Below are 14,965 nucleotides of genomic sequence, written 5' to 3' on the forward strand. Positions count from 1 at the left end.
ATGTTTTTAATCGGAATATTGGTCGTAGTCGCGATCGTGGCAGAAATTTTCCACCGGTTGAATCCGTGGAAAAAGCCGGAGCCGCCCTACGAAGAGCTTATCGAAAAGATCAAGCAGGCTGACTGGTACCAGGAGCTGTGGCAGGATGAAGCGTGCCGCCACGTGCTGGAAACTGATCCTCACGTACTCGCTTATTACTCGGGAACGTATGAAGCAAAACGGCTGCTCGAAAATCGCGGTTTTCAGCTCGGCTTGATCGATTACGTCAAGGAACAGGCAGAAAAAGTCGTTTTGAACAAAAGGTAGCGAAAACGAGAAGACTTGTCTTCCCCAAACCGATTTGAAAAAAAGATGGATAGAGTCGACAGAGACATTTCTCTGCTGCTCTATCCATTTCTTTGCAAGCGCTGAATTCTTTCTATATACATGGCAGTTGCTCCTCATATGCTATCGCGGGGCTGCCTATTTCTTTGTGTGATAATACAGGTATGCATCGTGTGTGGCCTTTTCCTGGCAAGCAAAGCACTCTGTCATATAAGACTCGGCCTGCTCGACCATCGTTTGGCCGCAAGCTGCGCAGCATTTCGATTCGAGATTGCGAAAGAACGTCGTGATTGGCGTCATGACCATAACCCCCCGATTTTGTTCGTTGAGGTTATTGTATTATAACAGCACTTGTTTTATAAAACTTTGTTATAAAACATTATGCTGTATTATCACAGACTTGCTCGCTCTCGCTTCTGTTTGCTCCTGTTTTCTCTGTATTAGCACTTTTTTGACTATTCCTTACTGTATTACAACAATTGTTTGTACCATAATTTCAGGCATCCCGGGCCTAGATCAGCAGATTAAACAGATACGGATCATGGGTAATTTCCACATAGCGGATGCCGTGCTTTTTCATCCGATCGATCAAGGGCTCGTAATCCTCCTGAGACTTCAGTTCGATCCCGACCAGTGCAGGGCCGTTGTCCTTGTTGTTCTTTTTTGTGTACTCAAACCGGGTGATATCGTCATGCGGCCCCAGTACCCCGTCGATGAACTCGCGCAAGGCTCCGGCACGCTGCGGGAAGTTGATGATGAAGTAGTGCTTCAGCCCCTCATACAACAGCGAGCGTTCCTTGATCTCCTGCATCCGGTCGATATCGTTGTTGCCGCCGCTGATGATGCAGACGACGTTTTTCCCTGCGATTTGCTCCCGGTACAGATCAAGAGCCGCAATCGGCAGGGCTCCGGCTGGTTCCACGACGATGGCATTTTCATTGTACATCTCCAAAATAGACGTGCAGACCTTCCCCTCCGGAACAAGCACGATGTCGTCCAGCACTTCCTTGCATATTTCCCGCGTAAGCTGTCCCACCTGCTTGACCGCCGCTCCATCCACGAACTTGTCGATTTCGTCAAGCGTAACCACATCATCGTGGGCCAGCGCTTCTGTCATAGAAGCCGCTCCCGCAGGCTCCACGCCGATGATCCGCGAGGACGGGCTGATTCCTTTTACATACGTTCCCACACCTGCGGCAAGCCCTCCGCCGCCGATGCTCATGAAGACATAATCGACAGGCTCGTCCATGTCGTTCATGATCTCTGCCCCTACCGTCCCCTGTCCGGCCACTACGTACGGATCGTCAAACGGGTGGACGAAGGTCATGCTTTCCTGCAGACAAAATGTCATGGCTTCCGCAAACGAGTCGTCAAACGTGTCTCCGCCCAAGACAACATCCACGTAGTCTCCGCCAAACAGCTTGACCTGTGTTACCTTCTGCCTGGGCGTCGTGGCCGGCATGAAAATCGTGCCGCGAATCTGCAATAGCTGGCAGGAATAGGCCACACCCTGCGCATGGTTGCCTGCGCTGGCGCAAACGACACCCCTTTGGCGTTCTTCGTCGGACAAATTGCGGATGAGATTGTACGCCCCTCTGATTTTGAAGGAACGGACTACCTGCAAATCCTCTCGTTTCAGATACACATGACAGCCGTACCGTTCCGACAGCCGCTTGTTTAGCTGCAGCGGCGTTTTTGCGATCACATCCTTCAGTACGTGATTGGCAACGATGATATCTTCCATACTTACTGTTTTCATGGTCTTGCTCCTCTCCTGGTGCACACCCTGTTTCTTTTTCGAAAAGAAGAAAGCCCCCGCCGTCGGCCAGCTGTGCAAAAATTGCGCACGACTGGCTGAGGCGAGGGCATCGCGGTACCACTCAGCTTCTCTGTTTCCTTGCGAAAAACAGACTTTGAGAGTCTCCGGTGAAATCTAGAGACTCCGCCGGATAACGGTGGCGGCTTCCGTTGTCCTTTACTCGAATCGCATCCGCGAAACTTTCAAGAACACAGCTCCAAGGTGATTTTCACAGCAAGCTGACGTCCATCCTTTCAGCACAGGGGGATGGCTCTCTGCGCGTCGCCTTTGCTCCTACTCTTCCTTTTCTACGCTTCTTTTCGTCCTTACGTAATATTTTAAATTAGTTAAAAATTATAGATTTTTGTCTGCTCTTTGTCAATAGGATGTGCTTATTTCAAGGGAACAGGTCTATCATGAGTCCGAGCAAAAGGGAGCCACTCAAAAGGGCTCAACTTAAAAGGCTCAACTTAGAGGTCGCAACCAGCTTTTTATAAAAAAGCGGAGAATGCTTGCCGCATCCTCCGCCTTCTTGTGCGCTCAGTTGCTTCCGGGGTTTCCCCTCGGTTTGCTTACACTTCCTTGCTATTTGCTTACACTGCTTTGCATCTTGCCTACACCGCTTCGCAATTTGCTTATGCGGCTTCACAATTTGCTTATACGGCTTCGTAAATCGTTTCGTAGCGCTTGCCGATTTCTTCGTCGGTCAGGCCTGCTTCACGCAGACGATTGATCAGAGCGGTCGCCCAGATTTCGCAGCGCTGTGCCATTTTGGCGTACTTCTTGGCTTCCTTGGTCTTGCGCTTGGAACGGTCTTCCCCGTTGGACTTCAGGTTGTCTAGGATGAACAGCATATGCATGGTGTCGTCCTCGCCCAGGCCGGTCCAGTTGTCGTTCAGGAACGCTGTCACCTTTTTATAGTAACCGTCAAACTCTTCAAAGGAAATTTCCGTGTCCATATTCAAGTATTCCTTCATTTTGTCAAACAGCTCTTGCATCCTCCGTCACAACTCCCTCAATTTTCTCTGCCCTATTATAGCAAAAAGAGAGAGCGCACGAAAGCTGGCATTACTTGTCAAGCTGGATGGGAACTTCCCAATTGAGGTCGCGGTACTGACGTTCCTGAATGCCGTAGGTGATGGTCAGCTCCTTCGGCTGCTTCTCGAGGCCGCTTATGAATAGAGCACTCTTGATTTGCACGCGTCCGTCTTTGTCGCGGGTATACTCTCCGTCGCCGTTGTCCATGCTCATACGGTATACGTTGCCTTTGTCGTCTGTTGCCTTCCAATCGGTAATATATACGATGTCATTCGGCAGGGTTGCTTCAAACTCGATGATTCCGCCTTTGCCACGAGACTCGTGCCTTCCGAACCTCTCCTTTTCTTCCGTCGTCTTCAGGTGGAATTTGCTGAATGTAAAGGTGCTTCCGCTGTTTTTAACCGTCACCGGCTGTTTGCTTAATTCATCGAGAGAAATCTTGGCCTCAAAGGACGCCGGTTCATTCAGATAAATCGAGTGAAGCTTGAAGGTCAGCTTTTCATGGCCTGTAAACGGTGCAAAACCGTCCCACCACACCCTTCCTTGTCCTTCGCCTTTTCCTTTGCCTTTGCTGGTGTTGCGCACCTCATTTTTTCTAATGCCGTTCAAGGTTTCGAACATGGTATCATCCCGACCTGCGATCAGATTCCCCTTTTCGTCAAGAATTTCATAGGCCAGACCGTAATCAGTCAAGTAGTACTGCATCAGTTCTCCAGGAGTTAACCGCATTTCCTTCCTGGGCCCCTCAGGCGCATCATTCCAGCCTTTCTCCTCGATCAGCTTCCTATACTCCTTGTTTTTCTGTTCGTTCCAAGCCGTCTCTAGGGTAAGCAGACTGGCGCTGGGAACGGTCATGATGTTATCCAGCTTGATGACGACCCCCTGCGGCGAAGTATACTCCTGATTGATCACTACCGTTTTCGCCACTTCTTTAGCCTTTTTCATATCGATGGGAATATCGAGCTTCCACGAGCCTTCGGTGTCCATGATTTTATTGAACTCAACGCCGACCGTAAGCTCGTCTGGCACTTTCTCTACTGAGTCAAATATGTCATACAAATCCTGTCTGACAAGCATGTAATCCCCGTATTTCCCACGTGCCCAGCCATCTCCCTCGGGATTCAGGTCGTTGCCGGCCTTGTCTGTAAGCGTAAAGCTCTCTTCGTAATTGCCCGCCTTGAAATCCAGCTTCTTTCCATCCTTATCGACAATCTCAAAGATCAGGGCAATGCGCGTCGGATCGGCGAGCACTTCCTTGACGGTCACGGTGTAGCCTTTATCCGTTACCTGCTTGTTGATTTGCTGGGCGTAGCCCTCGACCGCTGCTTGTTTCAAGCCCCCGTCCACATCTTTAACAGTATTGAACAAACTGTTTACGTAATTGGCAAACGTCGGCGAAACCATCGTTCCGAATGTAACGGCAGCCGTAAGACCGGCTACGGCAATCGCTGTCTTCTTCATAATATCCATGCTCCTTTTTTTCCACGTTTTTCTTTTGTTCCTGCTTTTCTCTTGCCTGGCAATATCCTCCATGACCAGCTCTGTAAAGCGAGGAGAGAGCAGCTCCTCTGCCAGCAGTTCTTCCGCTTCTGGCGTACCCTCCATGATGTGAGCCAATTCTTCCTGACAAGGGATGCATAGATCGACATGCTGCTCCAGCCTGGCTGATTCCAGCGGGGAGAGCTTCCCGTCGAAATACGGCTTCAACTGGTCAGATTTGTGACATTTCATACAAGGAAGTCCCCCCTTTCTCCAAGCTCTCCCGCAGCTTCTTCTTCGCCCGGTGAATCCGCATCTGGACAGTCGTCATCGGAAGCGCCAGCGCCTCGCTGATCTCCTTGTAGCTGAGCTGGTCGATGTAGCGCAGCACGAACACTGACCGGTATTCCTCTTCCAAGTCCATAATCCGGCGGAGAAGCACCTGTTTCTGCTCTTTTTGCAAGAAAGCTTCCTCCGGCGTCTCCATTTCGATCAGTTCCACTTCTTCGCCAGTGGTTTTAACGGTGCGCTTCCGCCGTCTGAGTTCATCCAGACAGTGGTTGGCAGCAACACGGTAGAGCCACGCTGAAAAATTGCGGTCCTGTTGAAACTTGCCTAGTTGGAAATACGCCTTCGTAAAAACCTCCTGGGCCAAATCCTGGGCATCCTGCTTCTGTCCAATCATCCGGTACAGGTAGGCAAATATTTTTCCTTTATACTTGTCGACAAGTCGTGCATAGGCTTGCTGGTTTCCCCCTAGCACCAGACGAACGAGCTCGTTATCGTCCTGCATGTTTTTCTTTTCCTCCTATGCAAAAGGCTTGCTGCGCAGCGATTGCCTTTTTGCCAAAACAGGTCTGCAAATTTTCCCTAACGGAAATGCCGCTGTTCCAGACGCCATTGTCCCGCTGGCTTCCGATAACCAAATTGGCTGATCCCTTTTTGCATCCAGGTTATCGTCGCCGCTCCTCAGGCATGCGGCTGATACTGGCAGACTGTTTGGCTGTGTTCATGAAGTATAACGAACGTTTTCATCCTTTTCTTTCAAATCTTAGGGAAATTTTTAGGGAGGCTCTTGAACGAGTATGCTTTCTGATGTTTTAACGTTAGGGGGGAGTAGGAGGATTACAGCAGGTGGAGGCAGTTCGCTTGCCGGTGCGGAAAGACAATAACAAAAAAAGAGGGACATCACGCCCTCTTTTTCGTCGAAATTTGATATTCACGCGGGAGGGGAGAAATTTTACAACTCCCCCCGCAATTTCGCTGCCCTATTCTTGCAAAAAGAGAGCGAAAGCTTGCCTTACTTGTCAAGCTGGATGGGTACTTCCCAGTTGACGTCGCGGTACTGGTGTTCCTGAATTCCGTAGCTGATCGTCAACTCCTTCGGCTGCTTTTCCAAGCCGTCTATGAACAGAGCGCTTTTAAACTGCACGCGTCCGTCTTTGCCGCGGATGTACTCACCGTCGCTGTGGTCCATGCTCACACTGTATACGTTGCCTGCCTCGTCTTTTGCTTTCCAATCGGTGATGTAGACGATGTCCTTTGGCAGGGTTGCCTCAAACTCGATGATCCCGCCTTTCCCCTCCGACTTGTACCCTCCGATCTTTTCCTCTGCTTCCGTTGTCTTCAGGTGGAATTTGCTAAAGGTAAAGGTGCTTCCGCTGTTTTCAACCGTCACCGGCTGCTTGTTCAATTCATCGAGGGCAATCTTGGCCTCGAAGGAAGCCGGTTCATTCAGATAGATCGAATGGAGCTTGAAGGTCAGCTTTTCATAGCCTGTAAACGGTGTAAATCCGTGCCACCACTCCATTGTTTGGCTATCGCCCTCTCCTCTTCCTGAACTTATGCTGTGTACGCTATTTTTTTCAATACCGTTCAAAGTCTTGAAAAACGTATCATCCCGACCGGCGATCCGCTTTCCCTTTTCGTCGAGAATTTCATACGCCAGATTATAGCTAGTCAAAAAGTCTTGCATAATCTCTCCAGGGGTTAACCGCATTTCCTTCCTTGGCTCCTCTGGCGCATCATTCCAGCCTTTCTCCTCGATCAGCTTCCAATACTCCTTGTTTCTCTGCTCGTTCCAATGCGTCTCCAGGCTGAGCAGACTGGCGCTGGGCACGGTCATGATGTTGTCCAGCTTGATGACGACTCCCTGCGGGGATGTGTACTCCTGATTGATCTCTATCGTTTTTGCCACTTCTTTTGCCTTCTTCATATCAATAGGGATATCCAGCTTCCATGATCCTTCGGTGCCCCGGATTTTATTGAACGCAAATCCAACCGTAAGCTCGTCAGGTACCTTCTCTGCACTGTCGAATACATCACGCAGGTTTTTGCTAATAAGCATGTAATCCCCGTATTTTCCCCATCTCCAGCCATCTCCCTCGGGATTCAGGTCTTTCCCGGCCTTGTCCGTAAGCGTAAATTCCCCACCGTATTCGCCTGCCTTAAAGTCAAGCTTCTTTCCATCTTTATCGACCATTTCAAAGATCAAAGCGATACGCGTCGGATCGGCGAGCACTTCCTTGACAGTTACAGTGATGCCTTTGTCTGTCACTTTCTTGCCTACTTCCTGTACGTAGCCTTCGGCCGCCGCATTTTTCATGCCGCCGTCCGCTTGATTTACGGTATTGAACAAACTGTTTACGTAATTGGCAAACGTCGGTGAAACCATCGTTCCGAATGTAACGGCAGCCGCAAGACCGGCTACGGTAATCGCTGTCTTCTTCATAATATCCATGCTCCTTTTCTTCCAATTGATTGGTTTATTCAAGGCAACCTGCATTCGTTCATCCTGCGCCTGAAAGGGAAATGGAAGATGCGCAAGCTTGTTTGCCACTTCCTCCGTGAACGCATCCGGCAACGGCGGGATGTCCCCCAAAACCCGGATCTCTCGCAGTTCTCCTCCGATCTTTTCCAACTCGCTTTGGCAATAGCTGCATTCTTCAACATGACGTTCTACCAGCAGGCTCTCCGAGTGAGGCAGGTCGTCGCTCAGATATGCCTTCAGTTGATTAGACTTCACGCACCTCAACAGGACCACCACCTTTCACGGGAATCATATACTGTCGCAATTTTTTATGTGCCCGAAAAATCCGCATCTGCACCGTCGTTACCGGAATGGACAGGACTTCTGCAATTTCCTTGTAGCTTAGCTGCTCTACATAACGAAGGAGCAAAATGACCCGATGATCGTCCTCCAGTGCCAGCAGTTTCTCGTGCAGCACTTCATGTTGCTCTTTGGCCAGCAAAATTCGTTCAGGTGTATTCTCATGAACCAGTTCGCTTTCTTCCGCTGTTGTCGCAGGCAGGCGCTTTCGCTTTCGCAGCTCATCCAGACAATGATTGGCGGCAATCCGAAACAGCCAGGCAGAAAAGCGGAAGTCCGGCCGATAATCGCCAATTTTGCAATACGCCTTGATAAATACCTCCTGCGTCAAGTCCTGAGCATCCTGCGAGTGGCCGATCATTCTGTACAGAAATGCGTAGATTTTCCCTTTATAGCGCTCGACAATCTCTGTGTACGCCTGTTTGTTTCCCCTTCGAAGCTGTTCGATCAGCTCCCATTCCTCCTGCATGTGGTATCCTCCCATCCAAAAAGGTGACTGCGCAGTTTTTAGCCTTTTTGTCTGTTCATCAGCTATAACGGATAAACCGGCATTATCTTTCTCCCTATTTCCATCATTTTTTTCTGCAATGGATCAAATAAGTACGAAACAGCTTCCTCCCTCCCGAGGAAAAAGCCATTCTTGCCCTGCCTGCTTGCCAAGCTTGGGTCAGAGGGCTGAGACAAGGTATAATAGAATCATCACAAAGTAAGGAGAGCTGCACCCCATGAAGTCACCTGGCAAGCATCAGAATAACACTCGTCCCAGAAATGATAAACAACCGGACGCAAAACTCGCGGTCGGCCAGCAGATGACCCTGACGATCAAAAGTCTGGGCATCAACGGAGAAGGCATCGGCTATTTCAAGCGAAAAATTGTGTTCGTAGAAAAGGCGCTGCCAGGTGAGGTAGTCCATGCAGAGGTAACCGAGGTAAAGGAAAAATACGCAGTCGCCAAGCTGCTGCGTGTCGTAGAAAAATCGCCGGCTCGCGTCGAACCGCCCTGTCCCGTGTATGAACAGTGCGGCGGATGCAGCCTCCAGCATATGGACTATCAGGCACAGCTCGCCTCCAAACAGGAGCTGGTCATCGAATCGCTGCGAAAGTACGCCCGTCTGGAAAATCCCCCGGTAGCCCCGACAATCGGTATGGACAACCCTTGGGGCTACCGCAACAAGGCACAGTTTCAGGTCGGCAGACAGGACGGAAAGCTGGTGGCCGGACTGTATCAGACCGGGTCTCATCAGCTTGTGGACCTGGAGACCTGCCAGGTGCAGCACGAAGCTACTACGACCATTGTTCGCACGGCAAAAAAGGTCATCGAGGAACTGGGAATCCCCGTCTACGATGAACGGAAGCGGACGGGCGTGATCCGGACGGTGGTGGCACGTGTGGCGTTTGCCACCGGTGAAACGCAGCTGACGCTTGTGACGGCCACACCTGACATTCCGCGAGTCAAGGAGCTCATCCTCGAGCTGCGGACGCGCCTGCCTGAGCTGGTCAGCATCGTGCAGAACGTCAATCCGAAAAAGACTTCGGTCATCTTTGGCGATACGACCCGCGAGCTGTGGGGGCGGCCGTCCATCGCCGAAAAGCTGGGCGAGCTTTCGTTTGACCTGTCGGCCCGGGCCTTTTTTCAGCTGAATCCGGAGCAGACCCGCAAGCTGTACGACGAAGTAAAAAAAGCCGCCGGACTGACCGGCAGCGAGCTTTTGCTGGATTTATACTGCGGGACGGGAACGATCTCGCTTTGGCTGGCCCCGTATGCACGTGAGGTTCGGGGTATTGAGCTGATCCCCGAGGCGGTGGAGGATGCCCGGACAAACGCCGAGCGCAACCGGGCCCAGAACGTACAGTTTCATGTAGGCCGCGCCGAGGTGCTGATGCCCAAGTGGGCCAAGCAAGGGATAAAGCCGGACGTCGTCGTGGTGGACCCGCCTCGAACGGGGCTGGACGACGCTTTGATCCGTTCGCTGCTGGAGGTACAGCCGAAGAAGCTTGTTTATGTATCCTGCAATCCGTCTACACTGGCGAAGGATATTGCCAAGCTGTTGGCCGAGTATGAGCTGGTGCAGGTGCAGCCGGTGGATATGTTTCCGCATACGGCGCATGTGGAGGCGGTATCGCTGTTGGTGAGAAAGAACAAGAAAATCGGAGATGGATCGGCGGGAAAATGCAGAGGGGGAACCAGCGTCAAAATATCAAAGGAGGCAAAATATGATGAAAATCATTGTCACCAGCATATTCGTAGACGACCAAGACAAGGCACTCGAGTTTTATACTGAAAAGCTGGGCTTTGTAAAAAAGCATGACGTTCCCGCAGGAGAATTTAGATGGATAACGCTTGTTTCTGCCGAAGAACAAGACGGTACCGAGCTTGTACTCGAACCGAACAACCACCCTGCCGCCAAAGAGTATCAACAGAGGTTATTAGCCGATGGCATTCCAGCAACGATGTTTGGCGTTGCCGATATTCAAAAAGAGTACGAACGATTAATCGCCAAAGGCGTAACGTTTACAATGGAACCGACAAAAATGGGCGAAGTCACAATAGCTGTCTTCGACGATACATGCGGCAACCTGATTCAAATCTTGCAGCAGTAACTCCATGACGAAGTGACCTAGTTCTTAACAACTTTACGGGTAAGTTTGGTGAAGTGTTTTTTGCAACCGAAAGCAGTATGCAGAACCACTCTCAATAAAGCTGATGGCTCGGTGAACATTCATCATAAATTCACCCCTACCCTCTTCTTTCGGCTTCATTTACAGTGACCGACACTCAAGCCATGTAGAGGCATCTGTGAGGCTTGCCTGATTTGAGAGCTGAAAAATAGGAAAGCACTCCAGCCGTGTACGCTCTCGTGCTTTCCTATCAAACGTAAATATTATGAGGGGAAGTAGCCCTTTTTAAATATTTCGTACCATTCATTCAATTCATCGCCTTCTAATACACCCAATCTCTCCAGGATATGCCTTGAAAACTCCAATGCACCGCTCCCATTCGCAGTGATGAGATTCTCGTCACGGACAGACTGCGCATCTACATAATGCTGATCCCCTCTGTAGTTCGGAGCTCCTTGCTTCAAATAAGGCAACGTATTGCCTGTATGTTTATGATTATCCAAATATCCGTGGTTTCCCAAGAAAGTGGTCGCATCGCAGATCGCCGCGACAGGAATATCCTTGCTCACACAATAGTCAACGATTACTTTTGCTTGCTGATTCTTTGCTTCTCTCCATCCCGTTCCACCAGGGATGATCAACATTGCGATATCGAGATTCGGATTGAATTCGCCTACGCTGTAATCAGGAAGGACTGTTAATCCCCCCATCGAAACCTTGGGCTCCCGATCAATCGCGATCGTCTTTACACGATATCCTGTTTCTGGCTTGTTCAGCTCTGAACTGACGTAGCTTGCCTCCCAATCAGCAAAACCATCCGTTATAAAAATCAACACTTCCTTCAAAGTGATTCCCTCCTTGGTAAAGTTTTGTGCAACTTAATAGTAAACCAGCTTCACTGACAAGCATGGTCAGGCAAGATAAGTTTTCTTTGAGCCGATATCATTCCTCTTTTCTAACACGATACTCCCTGTAACCTCCATACATGTGGAGTGCTGTAGTTGTCACTTTTCAGCCGCTACAGCCCCCCGGTTTTGCTCCCCCCACTGCTTCATCTGGAGAATGATCGGCGTCAACGTTTGACCTAAGTCGGTTAAGGAATATTCCACCTTGGGAGGCACCTGCTGATAGACCTCCCGGTGAATGATGCCATCCTCTTCAAGCTCGCGAAGCTGCAGCGTAAGCATCCGCTGGGTGATATTCGGGCAGATTCGCCGAAACTCATTGAATCGTTTGGGCCCGTCAATCAAATGATATAACAGGATTCCTTTCCACTTGCCCCCAATGACGCTCAATGTAAATTCAACGGGACATCCTTGGCTGGAAGGACCTAATCCGATAGACATCTTCCCCATCCTGCTTCCTCCCTGGTATAAAAATTGATACTACCTATCAAAAATGTGCGTACTTACGTAGACCCAATATAACTCTTATAATCGACTGTGAAAAGATGGATATTCAACAGAAATGGAGTGGATGATCGCATGAATAAAGAACAGATTTTGGAGGCGTATCGCTTCCGGCACGCCTGCAAAGAGTTCGATCCCGGACGGAAAATTTCCGAGGAAGATTTCGCTTTTGTACTGGAAACAGGACGCTTGTCTCCGAGCTCTTTCGGTTTTGAGCCCTGGAAATTCGTCGTGCTGCAAAACCAAGACATACGTGAAAAGCTGCTGCCGGTCACCTGGGGAGCACAGCGGTCGCTTCCAACAGCGAGCCATTTTGTCATTATCCTGGGACGGACGAAGGAGGATCTGCTGGCGGATTCACCATACATCCAGCATATCATGAAGGACGTGCAGCAGCTGCCTCCGGAAGTTGTTCAGCGCAAAGGGGAGATTTATCACAATTTCCTGGAGCATGACTTCCATCTCCTCGATAATGAAAGGGCTATGTTCGAGTGGGCCTCCAGACAGTGCTACATCGCTCTCGGCAATATGATGACAGCCGCCGCTCAGATCGGCATCGACTCCTGCCCGATTGAAGGCTTCGATAAGGATAAGGTCGAGCAGGTTCTGCGTGAAATCGGCGTCATGGAAGACGGCCATTTTGGAATCGCATGCATGGTGGCTTTCGGCTACCGTGTCCAGGAACCACGCGAAAAAACACGCAGGCCCATCGAAGAAGTTGCGCAATGGGTACGCTAAACAGGGAATTGCACAAAATAAAAACGACCTTGGTCTATCATGGTCGTTTTTATTTTGGATTTCCGTAATCTCCTGTGAGCTGTTCGGTGAAAATAATGCCATGGGAACAGATTTTCTTTGCAACAAATGCAACAGATCAGCCGAAGCAGCCACGCACTTTATTTTCTGTGACAGCAAGTAACCATCTTATACAACACCGATTTATCCAGATTAGGGAAATCTGGCACGTTCTGCCGTTGACAAATATTTATGCCTGCACTATTATTTGATGCGTCAACTATTGACATGGTCAACGATTGGCTGCACGTGTTCACGGGGGAGGTGTTTTGTTGACGGATTCAAAAGAAACTTCCATTATTGATAAACTTCAAAATCTCTACCTCCTGCTAAGCGCCCAATTTGGAAATTGCACAGGTGTCAGCCCGTCCCGGTTTCGGCTGCTTCAACAGCTCTACCATGCCGATGAAATCAGCCAGGCTGCTCTGCAAAAGGAATTGCAGATCGACAGTGCGGCAATTACCCGGCATCTGAAGCAACTGGAAGCCGACGGCATTGTCGCTCGCCGGATGAACCCGAGCGACAACCGGGTCACTTTGGTCCGCCTCACGGATCATGGGCGGGAGGAAATCGTCCTTTACCGAAAGGAAATGGAGCGTTTCCTGGCGCAAATGCTCCAGGATTTCAGCATGGAAGAACAGCAGCAGCTTTCCCGGATGCTTGCGCGCATGCAATCCAACATACGAAACTACACAGAAGGGGAATGACAGATGAACACTTCAGTACTCAATAACGATTTTCAAGAAATCGTCACCGGACGCCGTTCCATTAAAAGATACGATCCCACCGTCAAAATCAGCCGCGAAGAAATGACGGAAATTCTCAGGAAAGCCAACATGGCTCCTTCCTCTGTCAATTTGCAGCCTTGGCGTTTCCTGGTGATTGACAGCCCTGAAGGGAAGGCGAAGCTTGCTCCCCTCGCCCGGTTCAACCAGACCCAGGTAGAAACATCATCTGCCGTGATTGCCGTCTTTGGAGATCTCGACAGCTTTGCCTATGCCGAGGAGATTTACGGAAAAGCCGTGGAGCTTGGCTACATGCCGGCTGATGTCAAAGAAAGACTGATGGAATCCATCACCCAGTATTACGCCAACATGACTCCCGAGGTCAATCTGCAGACCGTCCTGATTGACTGCGGCCTGGTATCCATGCAGCTGATGCTGGTCGCCCGCGCCCACGGATATGACACGAACCCGATCGGCGGATACGAAAAAGACAAGATTGCCGAAGCTTTCGGGCTCGATCCGAAGCGCTACTTCCCCGTCATGCTGATCTCCATCGGGAAAGCGGCCGATAGCGGTCACCCGTCCTACCGTTTACCGGTGGACAAGGTCGCAACCTGGAAGTAACGAATAAACGACACGCTGAGAGGATGAACGCACCATGATCATCATTCACGCCACCATGCACGTAAATCCGGAGAAGACCGAGACATTTTTGCAGGAAATCCAGCCGCTGATCGAAGCCTCCCGAGCGGAAGCTGGAAACATCTCGTACAACCTTTATCAATCCGCGGAAAAAGAGAATACCTTCTTGATGGCCGAAGTCTGGAAGAGCCCTGACGCGGTCGCTTCCCACAATCAAAGCGATCACTTCAAAGCCTTCACAGCTAAAGCCCAGGAATTTCTCTCAGCCCCGTTGCAAGTCGACCTGTATCAGGGAGAGCCGTTACAGACTTCCCGCTAATCAGTTCAAAAGGTCCAGCCCGCTTGATGGCAAGCGAGTTGGACCTTTTTTCTAATTTGGCAAGCGAGTTGGACCTTTTTTCTAATTTACAAAGTGTTACAGTGCCTACGTTGGGGGATTTTTCTCCCTTCATCTCCATCCGCAAATCCACAGCTTTTGCCGCCGCAATCTCTTCATCCGTCAGGGTCGTCGGTACGCCATGTTGTCTCAGAAGATCGTAAGGGTCGCCCGTTCCCTCACCTCGCAGCACAGCCTTCAGACTATCCTCGACCTGCTCAGCACCACTCTTCACCACAGCCTGTACCGTTTCCTGCCCGGTAGAATACGCTTTGTTTAGTCCAATCGATCCGCCGGTCACCAGCAGCGCCCCGATGGCCGCAGCAATCACGGCTTTGCGGTAATTCACCTTTTCCCCGCGCGCCCGGTCATCCATCACGCTAACCGCAAAGCCTTCGCCAGCCCCCGCCGTTTTGCTCCGCAGGACCGTCGTTGCCAAGCTCCGCGAGATCGCACTGCCGATTTGCCGGAAGCCCTGGCTGATTTGCGTGCCTGCTTTTCGCGTGAACCCTGCGATTGCCCGGACGGGTGCCGTGTTTTTCACGGTCTGGACCGAGATAAAATAAGAAAAGTTAATATAACAAAACCAGGTCAATTATAGTGGTATCTGACCATAATCGACCTGGTTGATGTAACGATGTTAAGTTAAAA

At 50.3% G+C, this 14,965-nt stretch carries 17 protein-coding genes and 1 other annotated feature; of the genes, 7 read left to right on the forward strand and 10 right to left on the reverse strand.

Features of this window, described 5'->3' with window-relative positions:
- Positions 1 to 306, forward strand: coding sequence for a hypothetical protein (locus EDM54_RS03975; protein ID WP_003391512.1), 306 nt, complete (start codon positions 1 to 3; stop codon positions 304 to 306).
- A gap of 156 nt (positions 307 to 462) precedes the next feature.
- On the opposite strand, the gene yhfH is transcribed toward EDM54_RS03975, so the two are convergent.
- The 7 genes from yhfH to EDM54_RS04010 all read right to left on the reverse strand — a co-directional run bounded on the left by yhfH (position 463) and on the right by EDM54_RS04010 (position 8,217).
- Positions 463 to 624, reverse strand: coding sequence for a protein YhfH (gene yhfH / locus EDM54_RS03980; protein WP_003391510.1), 162 nt, complete (start codon positions 622 to 624; stop codon positions 463 to 465).
- Between the two features lie 211 nt (positions 625 to 835).
- On the reverse strand, positions 836 to 2,083 hold the full coding sequence (gene ilvA, locus EDM54_RS03985; RefSeq protein WP_031933158.1) for a threonine ammonia-lyase IlvA: 1,248 nt from the start codon (positions 2,081 to 2,083) through the stop codon (positions 836 to 838).
- A 93-nt stretch (positions 2,084 to 2,176) separates the two neighbouring features.
- Positions 2,177 to 2,442 (reverse strand) — a binding site (T-box leader).
- Positions 2,443 to 2,778: 336 nt separating this feature from the next.
- Positions 2,779 to 3,120: a hypothetical protein gene (locus EDM54_RS03990; protein WP_003391505.1), complete on the reverse strand. Its 342-nt coding sequence runs from the start codon at positions 3,118 to 3,120 to the stop codon at positions 2,779 to 2,781.
- Positions 3,121 to 3,190: 70 nt separating this feature from the next.
- On the reverse strand, positions 3,191 to 4,891 hold the full coding sequence (locus EDM54_RS03995) for a DUF4179 domain-containing protein (protein WP_003391502.1): 1,701 nt from the start codon (positions 4,889 to 4,891) through the stop codon (positions 3,191 to 3,193).
- Positions 4,872 to 5,432, reverse strand: coding sequence for an RNA polymerase sigma factor (locus tag EDM54_RS04000; protein WP_024984713.1), 561 nt, complete (start codon positions 5,430 to 5,432; stop codon positions 4,872 to 4,874). The genes EDM54_RS03995 and EDM54_RS04000 overlap by 20 nt, the downstream gene beginning before the upstream one ends.
- Positions 5,433 to 5,939: 507 nt before the next feature.
- Positions 5,940 to 7,664, reverse strand: coding sequence for a DUF4179 domain-containing protein (locus tag EDM54_RS04005; RefSeq protein ID WP_051567416.1), 1,725 nt, complete (start codon positions 7,662 to 7,664; stop codon positions 5,940 to 5,942).
- Complete coding sequence (locus tag EDM54_RS04010) at positions 7,654 to 8,217, reverse strand: RNA polymerase sigma factor (RefSeq protein WP_003391496.1); 564 nt, start codon at positions 8,215 to 8,217, stop codon at positions 7,654 to 7,656. The genes EDM54_RS04005 and EDM54_RS04010 overlap by 11 nt, the downstream gene beginning before the upstream one ends.
- A gap of 256 nt (positions 8,218 to 8,473) precedes the next feature.
- Here EDM54_RS04010 and rlmD point away from each other — a divergent pair, with 256 nt between their 5' ends.
- Together rlmD and glxB are read left to right on the forward strand one after the other, a co-directional pair.
- Positions 8,474 to 10,030, forward strand: coding sequence for a 23S rRNA (uracil(1939)-C(5))-methyltransferase RlmD (rlmD, locus tag EDM54_RS04015; protein ID WP_024984715.1), 1,557 nt, complete (start codon positions 8,474 to 8,476; stop codon positions 10,028 to 10,030).
- Positions 9,966 to 10,349, forward strand: coding sequence for a methylglyoxalase (gene glxB / locus EDM54_RS04020; protein WP_003391488.1), 384 nt, complete (start codon positions 9,966 to 9,968; stop codon positions 10,347 to 10,349). Before rlmD ends, glxB begins: the two co-directional genes overlap by 65 nt.
- Positions 10,350 to 10,630: 281 nt before the next feature.
- On the opposite strand, the gene EDM54_RS04025 is transcribed toward glxB, so the two are convergent.
- Together EDM54_RS04025 and EDM54_RS04030 are read right to left on the reverse strand one after the other, a co-directional pair.
- Positions 10,631 to 11,212 carry a type 1 glutamine amidotransferase family protein gene (locus EDM54_RS04025; RefSeq protein WP_003391486.1) on the reverse strand — a complete coding sequence of 194 codons (582 nt, stop codon included), beginning with the start codon at positions 11,210 to 11,212 and terminating at the stop codon, positions 10,631 to 10,633.
- A 159-nt stretch (positions 11,213 to 11,371) separates the two neighbouring features.
- A complete protein-coding gene (locus EDM54_RS04030) occupies positions 11,372 to 11,713 on the reverse strand; it encodes a winged helix-turn-helix transcriptional regulator (RefSeq protein WP_031933154.1) in 342 nt (113 codons plus the stop codon).
- 138 nt (positions 11,714 to 11,851) lie between these two features.
- On the opposite strand from EDM54_RS04030, the gene EDM54_RS04035 reads away from it, so the two are divergent.
- From EDM54_RS04035 to EDM54_RS04050, 4 genes are all read left to right on the forward strand, one after another.
- Positions 11,852 to 12,514, forward strand: coding sequence for an NAD(P)H-dependent oxidoreductase (locus EDM54_RS04035; RefSeq protein WP_003391483.1), 663 nt, complete (start codon positions 11,852 to 11,854; stop codon positions 12,512 to 12,514).
- 329 nt (positions 12,515 to 12,843) lie between these two features.
- Complete coding sequence (locus tag EDM54_RS04040; protein ID WP_003391478.1) at positions 12,844 to 13,278, forward strand: MarR family winged helix-turn-helix transcriptional regulator; 435 nt, start codon at positions 12,844 to 12,846, stop codon at positions 13,276 to 13,278.
- 3 nt (positions 13,279 to 13,281) lie between these two features.
- Positions 13,282 to 13,920: a nitroreductase family protein gene (locus tag EDM54_RS04045; protein ID WP_003391476.1), complete on the forward strand. Its 639-nt coding sequence runs from the start codon at positions 13,282 to 13,284 to the stop codon at positions 13,918 to 13,920.
- Positions 13,921 to 13,954: 34 nt separating this feature from the next.
- A complete protein-coding gene (locus EDM54_RS04050) occupies positions 13,955 to 14,257 on the forward strand; it encodes a putative quinol monooxygenase (protein WP_081924438.1) in 303 nt (100 codons plus the stop codon).
- Here the strand turns inward: EDM54_RS04050 and EDM54_RS04055 are convergent.
- A complete protein-coding gene (locus tag EDM54_RS04055) occupies positions 14,181 to 14,858 on the reverse strand; it encodes a hypothetical protein (protein ID WP_148040228.1) in 678 nt (225 codons plus the stop codon). The genes EDM54_RS04050 and EDM54_RS04055 overlap by 77 nt on opposite strands.
- Between the last annotated feature and the right edge of the window lie 107 nt (positions 14,859 to 14,965).

The organism is Brevibacillus borstelensis (assembly GCF_003710865.1).
GTDB classification, from domain to species: Bacteria; Bacillota; Bacilli; order Brevibacillales; family Brevibacillaceae; genus Brevibacillus; species Brevibacillus borstelensis.

Coding starts and splice junctions, on each gene's coding strand:
- EDM54_RS03975 (WP_003391512.1), top strand. CDS start 1: ATGTTTTTAATCGGAATATTGGTCGTAGTCGCGATCGTGGCAGAAATT.
- yhfH (WP_003391510.1), bottom strand. CDS start 624: ATGACGCCAATCACGACGTTCTTTCGCAATCTCGAATCGAAATGCTGC.
- ilvA (WP_031933158.1), bottom strand. CDS start 2,083: ATGAAAACAGTAAGTATGGAAGATATCATCGTTGCCAATCACGTACTG.
- EDM54_RS03990 (WP_003391505.1), bottom strand. CDS start 3,120: ATGCAAGAGCTGTTTGACAAAATGAAGGAATACTTGAATATGGACACG.
- EDM54_RS03995 (WP_003391502.1), bottom strand. CDS start 4,891: ATGAAATGTCACAAATCTGACCAGTTGAAGCCGTATTTCGACGGGAAG.
- EDM54_RS04000 (WP_024984713.1), bottom strand. CDS start 5,432: ATGCAGGACGATAACGAGCTCGTTCGTCTGGTGCTAGGGGGAAACCAG.
- EDM54_RS04010 (WP_003391496.1), bottom strand. CDS start 8,217: ATGCAGGAGGAATGGGAGCTGATCGAACAGCTTCGAAGGGGAAACAAA.
- rlmD (WP_024984715.1), top strand. CDS start 8,474: ATGAAGTCACCTGGCAAGCATCAGAATAACACTCGTCCCAGAAATGAT.
- glxB (WP_003391488.1), top strand. CDS start 9,966: ATGAAAATCATTGTCACCAGCATATTCGTAGACGACCAAGACAAGGCA.
- EDM54_RS04030 (WP_031933154.1), bottom strand. CDS start 11,713: ATGTCTATCGGATTAGGTCCTTCCAGCCAAGGATGTCCCGTTGAATTT.
- EDM54_RS04035 (WP_003391483.1), top strand. CDS start 11,852: ATGAATAAAGAACAGATTTTGGAGGCGTATCGCTTCCGGCACGCCTGC.
- EDM54_RS04045 (WP_003391476.1), top strand. CDS start 13,282: ATGAACACTTCAGTACTCAATAACGATTTTCAAGAAATCGTCACCGGA.
- EDM54_RS04050 (WP_081924438.1), top strand. CDS start 13,955: ATGATCATCATTCACGCCACCATGCACGTAAATCCGGAGAAGACCGAG.